The sequence below is a fragment of the Candidatus Accumulibacter sp. ACC005 genome (assembly GCF_907163215.1).
GTDB lineage: Bacteria > Pseudomonadota > Gammaproteobacteria > Burkholderiales > Rhodocyclaceae > Accumulibacter > Accumulibacter regalis.
Map to the genome: position 1 here is coordinate 106,947 of NZ_CAJQUB010000005.1, position 16,737 is coordinate 123,683.

The following is a 16,737-nucleotide window of genomic DNA, read 5'->3' on the forward strand; positions in this document are numbered from 1 at the left end:
TGATCAGAGCTGAACGACGAAATCCAGCACCTGTTGAGCATGACCGGGTACTTTCAGAGCGCGCCATTCGCGCCGCAACACCCCCTGGCCATCGATGACAAAGGTACTGCGCTCGATCCCGCGGACCTGTTTTCCGTACATCGATTTCATCTTGATCACCGAGAAACGAGCGCACAGTGATTCGTCGGCATCGGAGAGCAGGGCGAAGGGCAGTTCCTGCTTGGCCTTGAAGTTCTCGTGCGAGCGGATGCTGTCACGTGAGACACCGACCACGATGGCGCCGGCTTCGACGAACTGCGGGTGGAGATCGCGGAACTGCTGTGCCTCGGTGGTGCATCCCGGCGTGCTGTCTTTGGGGTAGAAATAAAGTACGACTGTGCTGCCCCGGCAGGCTGACAGCGTGAAGGTCTGGTCGCCTGTGGCCGGCAGGCTGAAGTCGGCGACGGTCTGGTCGAGCATGGCTTTCCTTCAGGAGCAATGGTTCGGGGAATGGGGACTGGATTGTTGTAAGAAAGCGGCGCGTCGGTCAAGCCGGTTGGTGCCGCAATAGTGTTCGTACTGCTTGCTTCTTTGCTAAAAACTGTATAAAAATACAGTCCTGACAACAGGAGCCTACGACCATGACCAGAGTTGCCTCGCTTACCTCGCGACAACAGGAAATCCTTGACTTCATCCGTAACACGCTGGAAATCCTTGGCGCACCACCGACCCGGGCCGAAATCGCCAGTGCTTTCGGATTTGCCTCGCACAATGCCGCCGAGGAACACCTCAAGGCGCTCGCCAAGAAGGGCATCATCGTTCTCGAACCCGGTTCGGCGCGCGGCATCCGTCTGGTCGAACAACTCGGTTTGCCGCTGATCGGTAGTGTTGCCGCCGGCAGCCCGATTCTGGCGGTGGAAAATGTGCAGCGCCGCTATACGGTCGATGCCAGCCTGTTTCGTCCACGTGCCGACTTCCTGCTGCGTGTGCGTGGCCTGTCGATGATCAACGCCGGCATTCTGGATGGTGACCTGCTCGCCGTACACCGCAGCAGCGAAGCACGCAACGGCCAGATCGTCGTTGCGCGGCTTGACGATGAGGTGACAGTCAAGCGTTTTCGCCAGCGGGGAGGGGCGGTCGAACTGATCGCCGAAAACCCCGATTTCGAACCGATCATCGTCGATTCGGAAGCGCAAACATTGGCTATCGAAGGCATTGCTGTCGGGGTGATCCGCGGCAGTGAGACGATGTGAGTGCGAGTTGGCCTTGCCCAGCCTTCCATGCCTTCATCTCTGACACTTGCGCAAGTTCTTGATCGCCCTGATATCTGGCGTGGTGATACGCTGGCCAGAACGCCATTAGCCGGCGTGTCGACGGGTTTCACCGAACTTGACCGCGAGTTGCCTGGCGGTGGCTGGCCGCGCGGCGGCTTGACCGAAATCTTGCCGGCGCATCGAGGGATTGGTGAACTGAGTCTGCTACTGCCAGCGCTGGCGCGCCTATCGAGCGACGAGCTTGCCTGGCTCGTTTGTGTTGCCTCGCCGCATCCGCTGCATGCACCAGCGTTGCGGGAATCCGGTCTTGACCTGTCGCGCCTGCTGGTCGCCAGCGCTTCCGGCCGCGATGCTGCCTGGGTCTGCGAGCGCTCACTCGCTGCCGATGGCGTTGGCGCCGTTGTTACCTGGCTGCCTGATGCACAGACGAGCACGTTGCGTCGGCTGCAGCTTGCTGCCGAGAGCAGTCGCACGCTGCTGTTCGTTTTTCGTCCGGCAGCCTGTGCCAGTCAATCCTCGCCGGCGCCGCTGCGCCTGGCGCTCGAAGCTGCGGGTGAGCAACTGATCGTTCGTCTTCTCAAGCGCCGTGGCGGCACGCAGTCAGCATCATTGCCCATTGCCATTCAACGTCCACTGCCTCGGAATCATGCTCTGGCTTGCCCTGTACCTGCCACGCCTGCCGCTCGAAGTCTTTCCCAGCCTGCCATCGCCTAAAGCCATCGTCAGCCGTGAACGTGTCGTCGTCGCCGACCGGGCGGCGAGTTCGGCTGGCGTGATGCCTGGATTGCGTCTGGCCGAGGCGTGGGCTTTCTTGCCCACTCTGGCCGTGCAGCAGCGTGATTGCGAGCGTGAGCAGCTAGCCTTGACCCGGCTCGCCTACTGGGCAGGCGGCTTCACTTCGGAAATCTGCTGCCTGCCACCCCAGACGCTGTTGCTCGAAGTGGCCGCTTCCCTGCGTCTTTTCGGCGGCGTCACGGCGCTCTTCGAACGCATTGTAAGCGGCTGCGCCGAGCAGGGCTTTGCTCCGCAGGCGGCGCTGGCCCCCACGCCGCGCGCTGCGCAGTGGCTGGCGCTTGCCGGCGACAATGAGCCCTGTCTCGACAGCGCTGAACTGCCGCTGCGCCTCGGCAGACTGCCGCTGGCGGCTCTCGACTTCTCGCCGCAGAAGCAGGCTCGCCTCGGCAGTTTTGGCGCGCGCCTGCTTGCTGACGTGCTTTGTCTGCCCCGCGCAGGCCTGGCACGTCGACTCGGCCCCGCTTTTGTCGCTGATCTGGCGCGTGCGCTCGGCGATTTCCCTGACCCGCGGGCGCGCTTTGTTTTTCCGGAGCGCTTTGTCGAGCGGCTGGAGCTGCCGATGCGGACTGATAATGCGATCGCTCTCGGTTTTGCCGGGCGCCGCCTGGTCGCCAGCTTGTGTGGCTGGCTTGCTGCCCGCGCTGAGGGAGTCAGTGAATGCCGCTTCGAGTTTGTGCACGAACGTTCCACGAAGCAGCGATCGGCCACTGTTCTGGCCCTCGCTTTCAGCACTGCCACGCGCGATCCCGAACGGATCTCCCGGGTGCTTATCGAGCGCCTGCAGCGGCTCGAACTGCCCGCCGCTGTCGACGCGATCCGCTTGCGAGCCGAGGCGCCGGAGGCGCTGCCAGGACGTACGAGCAGCTTGTTCGGTGAGCATGGTGAAGGCGCTGGTGGTGATTCGGTGGCAGCGCTGGTCGAGCGCCTGCAGGCGCGTCTTGGCAGCGGGAGCGTGCATGTGCTTGCGGTTGTGGCCGAGCACCGCCCGGAGAACGCCTCGCGACGAGTCGCCCCCGCCCTGCTGGCCGGAGAGAAAATAGCGACGAAGTTGTTTGCTGACTCGAGGGTGTTGCTGGACGAGCCTGCTCCACGTCCTCTATGGCTTCTGGCCAGACCGCAGGCCTTGCGCGAAAAGGTCGGTCGGCCACAGTGTGGAGGCTCCTTGCGTCTGCTTGCCGGGCCAGAGCGCATCGAAAGTGGCTGGTGGGATGCTGCCGAGCCCGATGCGCTTGGTGATGTGCGTCGCGACTACTTCGTCGCCATTTCAATACGTCAGGAATGGTTATGGATCTTTCGTTGCCGGGCAGGGTGGTTTCTGCATGGTGTGTTTGCCTGACGGCGTCCGATTTAACTGGTGCTTTTCGATCCCCCTTTTTATACTGTGACTATTGTCGCAATCGACCGTTTCACTGCGGAGCCCGATCATGGAGTACACCCTCACTGGCTTGTTGCCGACGGCACTTCTGATCGATCTGCCCGAAATCGATGTTCAGCACGAAGAGATTTTTCGCCGTATCGAGATGCTCAAGACCTCATCGTTTGGCAACGGACCCGCATCACTCGACGAGTTTCACAGCCTGCTCGACTATCTGGAGTGGCATTTCGCCAGCGAAGAGCGTGTCGCGCGCCAGCTCGGCATCGACTTCGCCGATCATGCCAGAGTCCACGATGACAATCTGCGCACGCTGCGCAAGGCGCTCGCCGCCGTGCATGACGGTTCGCGCGATGTTCATTCCTTCCTGCGCTATACCGAATACTGGTTCGAGCGTCATATCATCGACGAAGACAAGCCCTTCGCTGCTCGGCTACGGGAGTGCGCCACCTGACGTCTTCCACTGCTTGCAGCTCGTCGTTGCCAGCCTTCCGCTTCCTCTCCCGCTCGCCGTTGTGGCGCCTTTTTTCTGCGCGCAGCGCTTGCCCGACCAGCGCATCGACAAGCGCCTGGAAAGAGTGATTTGCGGCCGCTCGGCGGCGACCGCAAGGGGGCTTGCGACATTGCCCGGAAATGGCCCTGTGCATGGTCTTGAAAGCCTTCTTACAGGCGCTCGGCGCGGATTCTTTTTTGCGTTCTTTCGAGCATTCTGGCAAGCTGATAAGCGGAACAGCATATGTTGTCATATTTCATCGCAAGCCCCTTTAATCGGCCATTTGTAGCTAACCTGATCACTCATTGATGAGCTCGTACCGACCATGAACATTACCTCCTCAGCCGCCTGGAAGGCCATTGAAGCGCACCGGAAATCGTTCTCTCCAGTGCATCTCAGACAACTCTTTGCCAGTGATCCGGATCGCGTCGCTACCCTCTCGCTGAGCTTCGATGGGATCCTTTTCGATTTCTCGAAGCAGCGCCTGGATTCGACGACGCTGGCTCTACTGGTTGAGCTGACCAAAGAAGTCGGCCTTGCCGAATCGACGGCTAGAATGTTCGGCGGCGAGAAGATCAATGTCAGTGAAGATCGCTCGGTGCTGCACGTCGCCTTGCGGCGATCCGGCGCACCGTTTCCCAGTGCCGACTTCGACGTCATGGCCGAGGTCTTGCCAACGCGCCAGCGCATGGCCGCCTTCGCCGATCGTGTTCGCGCTGGCGAGGCGCTTGGTTTTACCGGCATGCCGATTCGCACGGTCGTCAATATCGGCATCGGCGGCTCGGACCTCGGGCCGAAAATGCTCGCTTACGCGCTGCGTTCGATTTCGCATCCGGCGCTTGCCGTGCATTATGTCTCCAACCTCGATAGCGCCCAGCTGGCGCCGCTCCTGCAAACCCTTGATCCGCGCACGACGCTTTTCCTGGTGGCTAGCAAGACCTTCACCACGCAGGAAACGATGCTCAACGCGCAAACCGCGCGCAACTGGCTGGTGGCCAACCTTGGCGACGCTGCCGCCGTTGCCCGCCATTTTGCCGCCCTGACGGCCAAGCCCGAGCGTGCGGTCGACTTCGGGATTGACGAAGGCTCGGTCTTTCCTCTCTGGGACTGGGTCGGTGGTCGTTTTTCGCTGTGGTCGGCGGTTGGCCTGGCGTTGATGATCGCCATCGGGCCGCAGGCCTATGCCGAACTGCTGGCCGGCGCCGAGCGCATGGACGAGCATTTCCGCAGCACGCCCTGCGAACGCAACCTGCCCGTGGTGATGGCCCTGATCGGGATCTGGAACACCAACTTCCTGGGGGCGACCACCAACGCCGTATTGCCCTACAACGAGTCCCTGCGCTACTTCCCCTCTTTCCTGCAGCAACTCGAGATGGAAAGCAACGGCAAGTCCGTCGGGATTGATGGCCAGCCGCTCGCCCATGCCTCGAATCCCATCGTCTGGGGTGAACTCGGCAACAACGGCCAGCACGCGTTTTTCCAGCTTCTCCATCAGGGTGGGCGATTGGTGCCCTGCGATTTCATCGCCGCCGTACGTTCGGATTACCCCTTGCCCGGGCATCAGGAGGCGCTGCTCGCCAACTGCTTCGCACAGAGCGCGGCGCTGGCATTCGGCAAGACCGAGGATGAGGCACGCAGCGAGCTGAGCGGCAGCATGTCGGCCGCGAAGCTTGCGGAACTCCTGCCGCACAAGGTCTTTGCCGGCAATCAGCCGTCGTCCACGCTGCTGCTGTCGCGGCTTGACCCGCAAACGCTCGGTGCCCTGGTTGCACTTTACGAACACAAGGTTTTCGTGCAGGGCGCCATCTGGGGGCTCAATTCCTTCGATCAGTGGGGCGTCGAGCTTGGCAAGGCGGTGGCCAACAGCATTCTGCCTGCAGTGAGCGACGCGCAGCTGGCGAAAAAACTCGACGCATCAACGCAAGGGCTGCTGGCCTTCACCCGGCAGCATATTGCCTGAACCGATTTTGCTCCGGTATCCGGCCGGGGCGCTCAATTTGCCATGAGGCATGACATGACTACGAAGGTGATCAGTGTTTCCAGTGCGCCGTTCTCCGGCCAGAAACCGGGAACGTCCGGGCTGCGGAAGAAGGTGACGGTATTTCAGCAGGAGCGGTATCTCGAGAACTTCGTGCAGGCCATTTTCGACACGCTGAGCGGCCAGCAAGGAAAAACGCTGGTCGTCGGCGGTGACGGCCGCTATTACAACGATGTTGCCATTCAAACCATTCTGCGCATGGCGGCGGCGGCCGGCTTTGGCCGTGCTCTGGTCGGTTGTGACGGCATTCTGTCGACGCCGGCCGCCAGCGCGGTGATCCGCAAATGGCAGGCCTTTGGTGGCCTTATCCTGTCCGCCAGCCACAATCCGGGTGGTCCCGATGGCGACTTCGGCATCAAGTACAACCTCGGCAATGGCGGACCGGCGAACGAAGCCTTTACCGACGCGGTTTATCAGCGCACGCAGGAGATCAGTGCCTATCGCACTATCGAGGCGGCCGATATCGACCTCGGGCGGTTGGGTGAGTTCCAGGTGGGCGACATGGCCGTCAGCATCATCGATCCGGTCGCCGATTATGCCGAACTGCTGGAGTCCCTGTTTGACTTCGAACGTATCGCCGCTCTCCTCGCACGTGCGGACTTTCGCATGCGTTTCGACGCCATGCACGCGGTCACCGGTCCCTACGCGAAGGCCATTCTGGAAAGCCGCCTCGGGGCGCCAGCGGGCACCGTGGTGAACGGCACGCCGCTGCCGGATTTTGGCGGCGGGCACCCCGATCCGAACCCCGTCTATGCCGCCGAACTGGTCGCTGCTCTGGCCGACAGCCGCTCGGGTCTGTCGTTCGGAGCGGCCTCCGACGGTGACGGTGACCGCAACATGGTCGTCGGTCGCGGTTTTGTCGTCAGTCCGAGTGACAGCCTGGCCGTCATCGCCGCGAACCATGCGCTGGTCCCTGGTTACGCGGCCGGCCTGGCCGGCGTCGCGCGCTCGATGCCGACCAGCTGCGCGGTAGACCGCGTCGCCCAGGCGCTGGGTATTCCCTGCTACGAGACGCCGACCGGCTGGAAATACTTCGGTTCGCTGCTCGATGCTGGCAAAGCCACCATCTGCGGTGAAGAAAGCGCGGGCACCGGCTCGAGCCACGTGCGCGAGAAGGATGGTCTGTGGGCGGTCCTCTACTGGCTCAACATTCTGGCCGTGCGCGATACGCCCGCCGACGTCATCGTGCGCGAGCACTGGCAGCGTTTTGGCCGCAACGTGTACTCGCGCCACGATTATGAAGGCATCGAGACCGCCGCGGCCGATCGCCTGATGGACGGCTTGCGCGCGCGGCTACCGCAGCTGGCAGGCTCGCTGTGCAATGGGCTGCGCATCGAGGCTGCCGATGATTTTGCCTATATCGACCCGGTGGATGGCTCGCGCTCCGAACGTCAGGGCATCCGCATTATGCTCGACGATGGTTCGCGGGTGGTTTTCAGGCTGTCCGGCACGGGCACGGAAGGGGCGACGCTGCGCGTTTATCTCGAGCGGTTCGTGGCCGATCCCAGCCGCCACGAGGTGCCGACGCAGGAGGCGCTTGCACCGCTGGTGCAACTCGCCGAGACGGTGGCGCAGATTGCCGGGATTACCGGGCGGAAAAAGCCGGATGTGATCAGCTAGGAAGTCGGGACACCTGGCGCCACCTGATGGCGCTGCCAGGTGCCATGAATCAAGCGAGAAAAAGGGGATAAGAGAATGGTTGATCGGAAGACATTCCAATTGTCACGCAAGGCGATCGCCTTGGTGCTTGCTGGCGGGCGCGGCAGCAGGCTACACGAACTGACGGACCGGCGCGCCAAACCGGCGGTCCATTTTGGTGGCAAGTTCCGGATTATCGACTTCGCTCTGTCGAACTGTGTCAACTCGCAGCTGCGACGCGTCGGTGTGGTGACCCAGTACAAGTCGCACAGCCTCCTGCGTCATTTGCAGCGCGGCTGGAGTTTCCTGCACGGCGAAGTCAATGAGTTCGTTGATCTGCTTCCGGCACAGCAGCGAATAGACGAGGAATCCTGGTATCGGGGTACCGCCGATGCCGTCTATCAGAACATCGACATCCTCGAGACCTACACGCCGTCCCCCGAGTACGTCGTGATCCTGGCCGGCGACCACGTCTACAAGATGAACTACGGAATAATGCTGGTCGACCACGTCGAGAGCGGTGCCGAATGCACCGTCGCCTGTATCGAGGTGCCACGCAAGGAAGCCAGCGGGTTTGGCATCGTCGCCGTCGACGACAGTGGCATGATTACCGACTTCATCGAGAAGCCTGCCGATCCCCCGGCGATGCCGGGCAATCCGGAGATGTCCCTGTGCAGCATGGGAGTCTACGTTTTCAATGCCAAGTACCTGTACGCCGAACTGGCCCGAGACATTGCCGACGAGACCTCCAACCATGACTTCGGCAAGGACATCATTCCCCGTGCCGTCGCCAACCGCTGCGCGGTGGCACACTCGTTCTCCCGCAGTTGCGTCGTGGCGCCCGATGAACCGGTCAGGGAACACTACTGGCGCGACGCCGGGACAATCGATGCCTACTGGGATTCGAACATCGATCTCACCGGCACCGTGCCGGCACTGAACCTCTACGACAGTAACTGGCCGGTGTGGACCTACCAACAGCAACTGCCCCCTGCCAAGTTCGTGCACAACCATCTCGACCGGCGTGGGACCGCCATCGAATCCACCGTCTCCGGTGGCTGTATCGTTTCCGGAGAAGTCAACCGTTCGCTGCTCTTCTCCAGTTGCCGCGTCCATTCCTACGCCCGGGTGAACCTGTCGGTAATGCTTCCCAACACCTCCGTCGGGTCGCGGGCTCGCCTGAGCCGTTGCGTTGTAGACAGTGACTGTCACATCCCGCCGAACATGGTCGTTGGCGAAGACCCGGACGACGATGCGCGCCGTTTCAGGTATACCGAGAACGGCATTACGCTGATCACCAAGAAGATGCTGGAGCGACTCACCTGAGGCGGCAGGTTCGCTAGTCCGTGCGCATCCTGCACGTTGCCGCGGAGATCTACCCGCTGGTCAAGACCGGCGGGCTCGCCGATGTCGTGGCCGCCCTGCCGGCCGCGCTGGCCGCCCGCGGACTTGACGTCCGCATCCTGTTGCCGGGAATGCCCGCCATTCTCAACGGTGTGACCGATCTCAAGCGGGTTATCCGCATCGGTCCGGCGTTTGGCGCTGCAGTCATCACCCTGCGGCTCGGTCGCCTGCCAGATAGCGGCCTGCTGGCCTACGTCATTGATGCGCCCTTTCTTTACCGGCGCGACGGTAATCCCTACCTTGGCCCGGACGGTTGTGACTGGCGCGACAACCATCGACGCTTCGCTCTCCTTGGTTGGGTCGCTGCCCACCTCGCTGCCGGAGAGCTTGATCGGCTCTGGCGGCCAGAGGTGGTGCACGCGCACGATTGGCATGCCGGACTGGCACCTGCCTACATCGCGCAGAATCCGGCGCTGTCCACGGCCACCGTGTTCACCATCCACAATCTCTCCTTCCGCGGCCTTTTCCCTCTCGACTACCATCACGACCTCGGTTTGCAGATTTCTGGCGCAAATCAGAGCGGCATCGAGTTTCACGGGCAGTTGTCGTTCATGAAGGCGGCGCTGGTGCATGCGAAACGCGTCAACGCCGTCAGCCCGACCTATGCGCGGGAAATATGCTCGCAGGAATTCGGCTGGGGGCTCGATGGCGTGCTGCGTGGCCGGGGCGGCGATCTGTCCGGCATACTCAATGGTGTCGACTATTCGGTCTGGAACGCCAGCACCAATCCTGCCCTGTCCAGGAACTACAGTGCCGAGCACCTGCGCGGCAAGCTGGCCGGTAAGCTCAGATTGCAGAAGGATCTCGGTTTTTCTCCCCGTGCCAAGGCGCCGCTGTTCGCCATTGTCAGCCGATTAACCTCGCAGAAAGGCATGGATCTGGTCCTTGGTGCCCTGCCGACCCTGTTGGCCGAGGGGGCGCAGCTGGTGGTCATTGGCAGTGGCGAAGCGGATATCGAAGCCGCCTTCAGAACCGCTGCCACGGCCCATCCCGCTGCGGTGTCGGTACATCTTGGCTACGATGAGGCCTTGTCACATCGAATCATGGCCGGCGCCGATATCCTGCTCGTCCCATCGCGTTTCGAGCCCTGTGGTCTGACGCAGCTCTATGCCTTGCGCTACGGCACCCTGCCACTGGTGCGGCGAGTCGGTGGCCTGGCCGATACGGTGGTCGATACGACGCCGGAGACCCTCAAGGCGGGTACAGCCAACGGCTTCTCGTTTGACGATGCCAGCAGCCGCAAGCTCGCCGGACGTGTCAGCAGGGCATGCGCACTGTACCGCGATGCCGCGACCTGGCGTCACCTGCAGCAGCACGGTATGGCGCAGAACTTTTCCTGGGATGACTCGGCAATGCGCTACGAAGCGCTGTACAGAAGTATCTGAAGGCCGATCGCCGTACGCCGCGCTCGTCGTGTTCAGCAGTGCCGGTGCTGCTGTCGGTGAAACCGAGGGCGCACTATAATCGCGACAGCAGTAGCCAAGTCTTGCTTCGCGCCGACTGCTCCGTACGCTGGCCTGCAAACCAGGGATACAGGAGCTGCAACGATGAGAATTCGTTAGCCTAGCTTCCCGAACCAAACTCCCACAGGAGAGTTCATTGTCTTTTGATCATTGCCTCATTCGGCCGTTTGCCGGCCTCCGTCCGCGCCGCCAGGATGCCGCAGCCGTTGCCGCGCCACCCTATGATGTTCTTTCCAGCGAAGAGGCACGCGAGGCGGCAAGCGGCAAGCCCTTGTCCTTCCTGCATGTGTCCAAGGCCGAGATCGACCTGCCGCCGGAGGTCGATCACTTCGCACCCGAGGTGTATGCGAAGTCGGCCGAAAATTTTCAGCGTCTGGTCGACGACGGGGTGCTCTGCCGCGACGAGCGCGCGTGCTACTACGCGTACCGACTGGTGATGGGCGACCATGTGCAGGTCGGCCTGGTGGCCGCCGCTTCGATCGCCGCCTACTGACAGCAACCGTATCCGCAAGCATGAGTTCACCCGCCCGGACAAGGAAGACGACCGCGTCCGGCAAATTGAAGCGCTGAATGCGCAAACCGGTCCAGTGCTGCTGGTCAATGCGCACAACGAGACCGTTGATCGCCTGCTCAGCCAGGCCTCCGAGGGCGAGCCGGTCGCCGATGTGACGGGCGAAAACGGCATCAGGCACACGCTGTGGATGATCGACGAGGGCGAGACCATCACGCACCTCGGCGCGCTCTTCGAAGCCATGCCCGCACTGTACATTGCCGATGGTCATCATCGCTCGGCGGCGGCCTCACGAGTGGCTGCGGCTCGGCGTGGCAAGGCGGATGCAGTCGATAGCGCCGAGTATTTCCTGGCGGTGATCTTTCCCGCTTCACAGATGCGCATCATGGACTACAACAGGGTCGCGCGCGACCTCAATGGTCTGAGTGAGGAAGCCTTCCTGGCGGCCGTTGCTCAGCGCTATCGCGTCATGCCGTCGGACAGCCCGGTGAAGCCGGAACGCAGCGGCGTCTGCGGCATGTATCTCGGTCGTCGCTGGTACCGTCTGGAATTGCTGCCCGGTCTGCTGCCATCGTCCGATCCGGTGCGGCGAGTCGATGTTTCGGTACTGGCCGAACAGATCCTCGCTCCGCTGCTGGGGATCACCGACCTGCGCCGAGACACGCGCATCGACTTCGTTGGCGGCATGCGAGGGCTGGGCGAACTCGAACGACGCGTGGATAGTGGCGAGATGGCCGTCGCTTTTGCGCTCTATCCGACCCAGATGGCCGATCTGATGGCGGTCGCCGACGCGGGCGAGGTGATGCCGCCCAAGTCGACGTGGTTCGAACCGAAACTCGCCGACGGACTGGTGTCGCACGTCCTCGATTAACGCTCGCGGCCAGCTGAGCTGAAGAAGGGGCGGGCAGGGCGGGCAATCAGCTGGCCCCTGCGCGTCGGTGTCCGGACGCTGCCAGGAAGCGGCTGGTTCGTTTCACGCTCGCCAGCGTCGGTCACCTGGTGCAGTTCACCTTGCCGCGCCGGCTTCAGTCCGACCCGGACTTGCCCCCGACGACCGAAACCCGTGCTTTCCCGGTACTCAGCTCACCGATAACGGTTGCGTGATCAAAGCCTTCCTGCAGGAAAATCGACAGGACTTCGGTGACCACTTCCGGCGCACAGGCGATCAGCAAGCCGCCGCTGGTCTGCGGATCGGTGAGCAGTGCCTGCTCGACTTCGCTCAGATGCTTCGTCGGTCGGACCACGTGCTCGCCATAGCTGACCCAGTTACGCTCTGAAGCGCCGGTGATGCAAGCTTTTTCCGCATAGTCGAGAGCGTTGGCCAAGATCGGCAATGCGGCGTAGTCGATCACCGCCGAGACCCGGGATGCCTTGCAGATTTCAACGAGGTGACCGAGCAGACCGAAGCCTGTCACATCGGTCATTGCATGTACGCCGGCGAGGCAGCCGAGAGCCCGTCCCGGCGTGTTGAGTTGCGTCGTCGAAGCGATCATCGACGCGTAGTTGCTGGCCGAAAGCAGGCCCTTCTTCAGCGCTGCGCTGTAGAAGCCAACGCCCAGTCCCTTGCCGAGAATCAATTTGTCGCCGGGCCGTGCTCCGGAGTTGCGCTTCAGGTTGTCGGGATGCACCAGGCCGATCGCCACGAGTCCGTATATCGGCTCGAGTGAGTCGATCGTGTGTCCACCGGCAATCGGAATACCTGCCCTGGCACATATCGACTCGCCACCCTCAAGGATGCGTTTGATCGTCTCAAGCGGGAGTTTGTTGATCGGCATGCCGACGATGGCCAGTGCCAACAGCGGCACGCCGCCCATGGCGTAGACGTCGGAAAGAGCGTTGGTCGCCGCGATGGAGCCAAAATCGAAAGGATCATCAACGATGGGCATGAAGAAATCAGTGGTCGCCACCAGCGCCTGTTCGGCGTTGAGCTGGTAGACGGCCGCGTCATCGCTGGTCTCGATGCCGACCAGCAACTGCTTGGGGACGATAGCCGGAGCGGTCTTGGCGAGAATCTGTTCGAGCACGTGCGGCGCGATCTTGCATCCGCATCCACCACCGTGCGCAAACTGCGTCAGTTTGACGGGCTCTGTGTCGACGATTTCCGGAGCGGCAGCATCGTCCGTCCTGGATTTGTTTTTGGCCATGATATTCCGGTGGTTAGGGTGACTTGGGGCGTCAAGGTGGCGATGCAGCTGCCGAGGTCGCTACCGGCAAGGCAGGAGCTCAGCTGTTTGCAAAGCCCGCCTCATCGATCGCCGTGGCGAAGTCGGCGACGCTTGCCACCTTCGGGTCGTAGGTGATTCTGGCCTGGCTCGCCTCCAGCGACACCTCGACCTGACTGACTCCGGGCAAGTTCTTGAGGACCGTGCTGACGCTTTTCACGCACGCCTGGCAGCGCATTCCGACAACGCCAATGCAGATCGTTTCCATCGCGGTTTCCCCGTCATACTTGCCGGTGCGGTTGCTCGCCGCAGTCAGCCCCATTGCTATCCTCGGCACCGGCTATCGGCTGCCGCCCGCACGCCAGCGCTTGAGAAGCAGTGAGTTGGAGACCACCGAGACCGAACTCATCGCCATTGCCGCGCCAGCGACGACCGGATTGAGCAGGCCAAGTGCGGCCAGCGGTATGCCGAGCACGTTGTAGATGAACGCCGAAAAGAGATTCTGCCTGATTTTGCGCAGCGTCGCACGCGAAAGAAGGATCGCGTCGGCAATTCCGTTGAGGTCGCCATGGACCAGCGTTACGTCGGCGGCATTGATGGCGGCGTCCGATCCGGCGCCAATGGCGAAGCTGACATCGGCCGCCGCCAGCGCAGGCGCGTCGTTGATCCCGTCGCCGACCATGGCCACGACCGCGCCGCTGGTCTTCAGGGCATTGACTGCAGCGGCTTTGTCGCCGGGGAGTACGCCGGCCCGGAAGTCGTCGATTCCCGCTTCCCCGGCGATTGCCGCCGCGGTCGCAGCGTGATCGCCGGTGAGCATCACCACCCGGATACCCATTCCCTTGAGCCGGGTCACGGCGGCGCGTGAGGTCGCGCGCAAGGGGTCAGCGATCGCCAGCAACGCCAGTGCGACGTCGGTCTGGCCCTCGCTGCCGTCGCCAGCGCTGCTTTCCTGGCCACCTTCGACCAGCACCACGACCGTCTTGCCCGTGCGTTGCAGCTTGTCGATCTGTTCTCGAGGCAGGCTCATGGCGAGGAACTCGCTGGGCGCGGCGAGGCGTAGCAGGCGTTCGTCTACCCGGCCCTCGACCCCACGACCGGGGAGGGCTCGAAACTGTGCTACTGGCAGTAGCGGCAGCTGGCTGGCCCGGGCATGGCGCAGGATCGCCTTGGCCAAGGGATGCTCGGAACCCTGTTCGAGGGCCGCCGCGAGCGACAGGGCTTCGTCTGCCGACACGGCCAGCGGCACGAGATCGGTCAGTACCGGCTCGCCGCGCGTCAGCGTGCCGGTCTTGTCGATCGCCAGCACGCTGACCTTCTCTGCACGTTCCAGCGCTTCGGCATTCTTGACCAGGATACCCGCCGAGGCGCCCTGTCCGGTGGCGACCATGATTGCCGTCGGTGTCGCCAGCCCGAGGGCGCAAGGACAGGCAATCACCAGTACCGCCACGGCATTGACCAGCGCGGCGCTGAAGTCGCCGCCAAACAGCCACCAGGCGAGCAGGGTGCATAGGGCGATGGCGCAGACCACGGGCACGAAAACTGCCGAGATGCGGTCGGCAAGACGCTGCACGGGCGCTTTGGAGCCCTGCGCTTCGGCGACCATGCGGATGATTCCGGCGAGCAGGGTGTGCTCACCGACGCCGCTCGCCCGACAGCGCAGCATTCCCTCGCCATTGGCCGTGGCGGCGAAGACGCGCGCTCCCGGGTGCTTGTCCACCGGCATGCTCTCGCCGGTGAGCATCGCTTCGTTGACCGTCGACTCACCGTCGATCACGTCGCCATCGACGGGCAGGTTTTCGCCGGGACGAACAACAAAGATATCGCCGGCGGTGAGCAGCGCGACGTCGATTTCGATCAGCTTGCCGTCGCGCTCGACGCGCGCGGTTTTCGGCTGCAGGCGGACGAGGGTCTCGATGGCGTCGGTGGTCCTCGCCTTGGCGCGTGACTCGAGCAATTTGCCAAGCAGTACCAGGGTGATCACCGCCGCCGAGGCCTCGAAGTAGACGTGCAGATGGGCCGCACCCGATACCGTGACGAACAGGCTGAAACCATAGGCCATGCTGGTTCCCAGAGCAACCAGCACGTCCATGTTCGCGCCGCCACCGCGCAAGGCCTTCCAGGCGCCAGAGTAGAAGCGCCAGCCGATCCAGAACTGTACCGGCGTCGCCAGCCCGAGTTGCAGCCAGCGTGGAAGGAGGTCGTGGTGAGTTTGCGCGCCGCTCTCGAACATGCTCAACATTTGCGCGGCCAGGGGCAGGGTCAGCACGGCCGCAATCCAGAAGCGGCGCAGCTCCGCCTTCCCGGCGGTAATTTTGTTGGCCTTCTCCTCGCTGCGCGAGCGATCGCCGGCCAGATGCCCGACGAAGCCGGCACGTTCGACGGTGGCGAGCAGCAACGCTGGATCGACGATGCCCGGAAGATGGTGGACCGGTGGCCCGCTCGGTGGCCAGGTTGACCACCGCGTCAACACCCGAAAGCCGGTTGAGGAGCTTTTCAAGGCGCGTCGAGCAGGCGGCGCAGGTCATTCCCTCTATCGCCAGTTCGGTGGCTCGTCGCGGGACGCTGAAACCGGCTTTCTCGATCGCCGCGACGACCTCCTGCGGCGAGCTGGCGCCGGAAGAAAGGTCGACCCTGGCGCGTTCGCTGGCCAGGTTGACCGTGGCCATGACGCCGGGAAGGCGATTCAGGACTTTCTCGATGCGCGTCGCGCAGGCGGCACAGGTCATGCCCGTGACCGGCAGATCGAGGCGTTGCCGCTCGTTCTTTTCTTCTCTCATGTCGACCACCGGGGCCGAGCGTCGCAGGTTTGCATCAAGAGCCCCTCAAGTGGCGAACGGCGAACGACCGATCAGCAGGCGCGTCAGCCCGATCAGGCCCCAGACGCCAAAGCCGAGAATCAGCGTTCCCGATGCCAGGCGTAGCGTGCGATTGCGCGCATAGGCCTGCAGGCGCGCGGCGAGCAGGCCGGCAAGCAGCAGGTTGGGCAAGGTGCCGGCGCCGAAAGCCAGCATCAGCCCGGCGCCGTGCAGCGCCGAGCCGCTGGTCAAGGCCGTTGCCAGTGCGCTATACACTAGGCCGCAGGGCAACCAGCCCCAGAGCAGCCCGAGTGGAAAAGCCTGCCTGATGCTGTGTGCGGGCAGAAAATGCCGGGTCAGCGGTTGCAGATGTCGCCACAGTTTCTGGCCGAAGCGTTCGGTGAACGCCAGTGCCCTGGTCAGGCCCATCAGATACAGGCCGAGCGCGATGAGCATCAGGTTGGCGAGCAGGAAAAGGGCGCTGCGCAGGGGTAGCTGCCCGGACAAGGCCAGACTCGCTTCGCCGAGTGCACCGACGATAGCGCCGGCAGCAGCATAACTGACGATCCGTCCGGCATTGTAAGCGAGGTGCAGCGAGGAGCGTGCGGGCCCCCCCATCGACAGCGCAGCGACGATGCCGCCGCACATGACGACGCAGTGCGTCCCACCGAGCAGACCGATCAACAACAAAGCAAGATACGTCGATTCTGGCATCTGGGGCTAGCGCGCGCGCCGACGGGCTGAGGGAGCCTGGATTCTACTCCTTCCTCGGCGGTGGTCGGCGGCGAGTCAGCTGCGGGTCAGCTGGAG

12 protein-coding genes and 2 pseudogenes are annotated in these 16,737 nt (G+C 63.0%); 9 read left to right on the plus strand and 5 right to left on the minus strand.

Annotated features, from left to right (window positions below):
* Positions 1-3: 3 nt before the first annotated feature.
* Entirely contained in the window at positions 4-459 is a 456-nt protein-coding gene (locus QZ613_RS05615; RefSeq protein ID WP_043568760.1) for a peroxiredoxin, read from the minus strand.
* 161 nt (positions 460-620) lie between these two features.
* Between QZ613_RS05615 and lexA the strand changes: the two genes are divergently transcribed.
* The 9 genes and pseudogenes from lexA (at position 621) to QZ613_RS05660 (ending at position 11,838) form a co-directional block, all read left to right on the plus strand.
* Positions 621-1,232, plus strand: a complete 612-nt coding sequence (gene lexA / locus QZ613_RS05620; protein ID WP_291981752.1) for a transcriptional repressor LexA — start codon at positions 621-623, stop codon at positions 1,230-1,232.
* A gap of 27 nt (positions 1,233-1,259) precedes the next feature.
* On the plus strand, positions 1,260-1,967 hold the full coding sequence (gene imuA / locus QZ613_RS05625) for a translesion DNA synthesis-associated protein ImuA (RefSeq protein WP_043568763.1): 708 nt from the start codon (positions 1,260-1,262) through the stop codon (positions 1,965-1,967).
* A complete protein-coding gene (locus tag QZ613_RS05630; RefSeq protein WP_291981754.1) occupies positions 1,900-3,384 on the plus strand; it encodes a DNA polymerase Y family protein in 1,485 nt (494 codons plus the stop codon). The genes imuA and QZ613_RS05630 overlap by 68 nt, the downstream gene beginning before the upstream one ends.
* Before the next feature lie 88 nt (positions 3,385-3,472).
* Positions 3,473-3,874: a hemerythrin family protein gene (locus QZ613_RS05635; protein WP_291863926.1), complete on the plus strand. Its 402-nt coding sequence runs from the start codon at positions 3,473-3,475 to the stop codon at positions 3,872-3,874.
* A 364-nt stretch (positions 3,875-4,238) separates the two neighbouring features.
* Positions 4,239-5,873, plus strand: a complete 1,635-nt coding sequence (gene pgi / locus QZ613_RS05640) for a glucose-6-phosphate isomerase (protein ID WP_291863924.1) — start codon at positions 4,239-4,241, stop codon at positions 5,871-5,873.
* A 54-nt stretch (positions 5,874-5,927) separates the two neighbouring features.
* Entirely contained in the window at positions 5,928-7,571 is a 1,644-nt protein-coding gene (locus QZ613_RS05645; RefSeq protein ID WP_043568765.1) for an alpha-D-glucose phosphate-specific phosphoglucomutase, read from the plus strand.
* Positions 7,572-7,646: 75 nt separating this feature from the next.
* Positions 7,647-8,915, plus strand: coding sequence for a glucose-1-phosphate adenylyltransferase (gene glgC, locus QZ613_RS05650; RefSeq protein WP_043568766.1), 1,269 nt, complete (start codon positions 7,647-7,649; stop codon positions 8,913-8,915).
* Between the two features lie 20 nt (positions 8,916-8,935).
* Positions 8,936-10,378 carry a glycogen synthase GlgA gene (gene glgA, locus QZ613_RS05655; RefSeq protein ID WP_043568767.1) on the plus strand — a complete coding sequence of 481 codons (1,443 nt, stop codon included), beginning with the start codon at positions 8,936-8,938 and terminating at the stop codon, positions 10,376-10,378.
* 214 nt (positions 10,379-10,592) lie between these two features.
* Positions 10,593-11,838, plus strand: a pseudogene (locus QZ613_RS05660) (DUF1015 family protein).
* 154 nt (positions 11,839-11,992) lie between these two features.
* Here the strand turns inward: QZ613_RS05660 and selD are convergent.
* The 4 genes and pseudogenes from selD to QZ613_RS05680 all read right to left on the minus strand — a co-directional run bounded on the left by selD (position 11,993) and on the right by QZ613_RS05680 (position 16,641).
* Entirely contained in the window at positions 11,993-13,111 is a 1,119-nt protein-coding gene (gene selD / locus QZ613_RS05665; protein WP_291981756.1) for a selenide, water dikinase SelD, read from the minus strand.
* A 79-nt stretch (positions 13,112-13,190) separates the two neighbouring features.
* Entirely contained in the window at positions 13,191-13,451 is a 261-nt protein-coding gene (locus tag QZ613_RS05670; protein ID WP_291863919.1) for a heavy-metal-associated domain-containing protein, read from the minus strand.
* A gap of 18 nt (positions 13,452-13,469) precedes the next feature.
* Positions 13,470-15,858: pseudogene (locus QZ613_RS05675) on the minus strand (heavy metal translocating P-type ATPase).
* A gap of 96 nt (positions 15,859-15,954) precedes the next feature.
* Positions 15,955-16,641, minus strand: coding sequence for a sulfite exporter TauE/SafE family protein (locus QZ613_RS05680; RefSeq protein ID WP_291863915.1), 687 nt, complete (start codon positions 16,639-16,641; stop codon positions 15,955-15,957).
* Between the last annotated feature and the right edge of the window lie 96 nt (positions 16,642-16,737).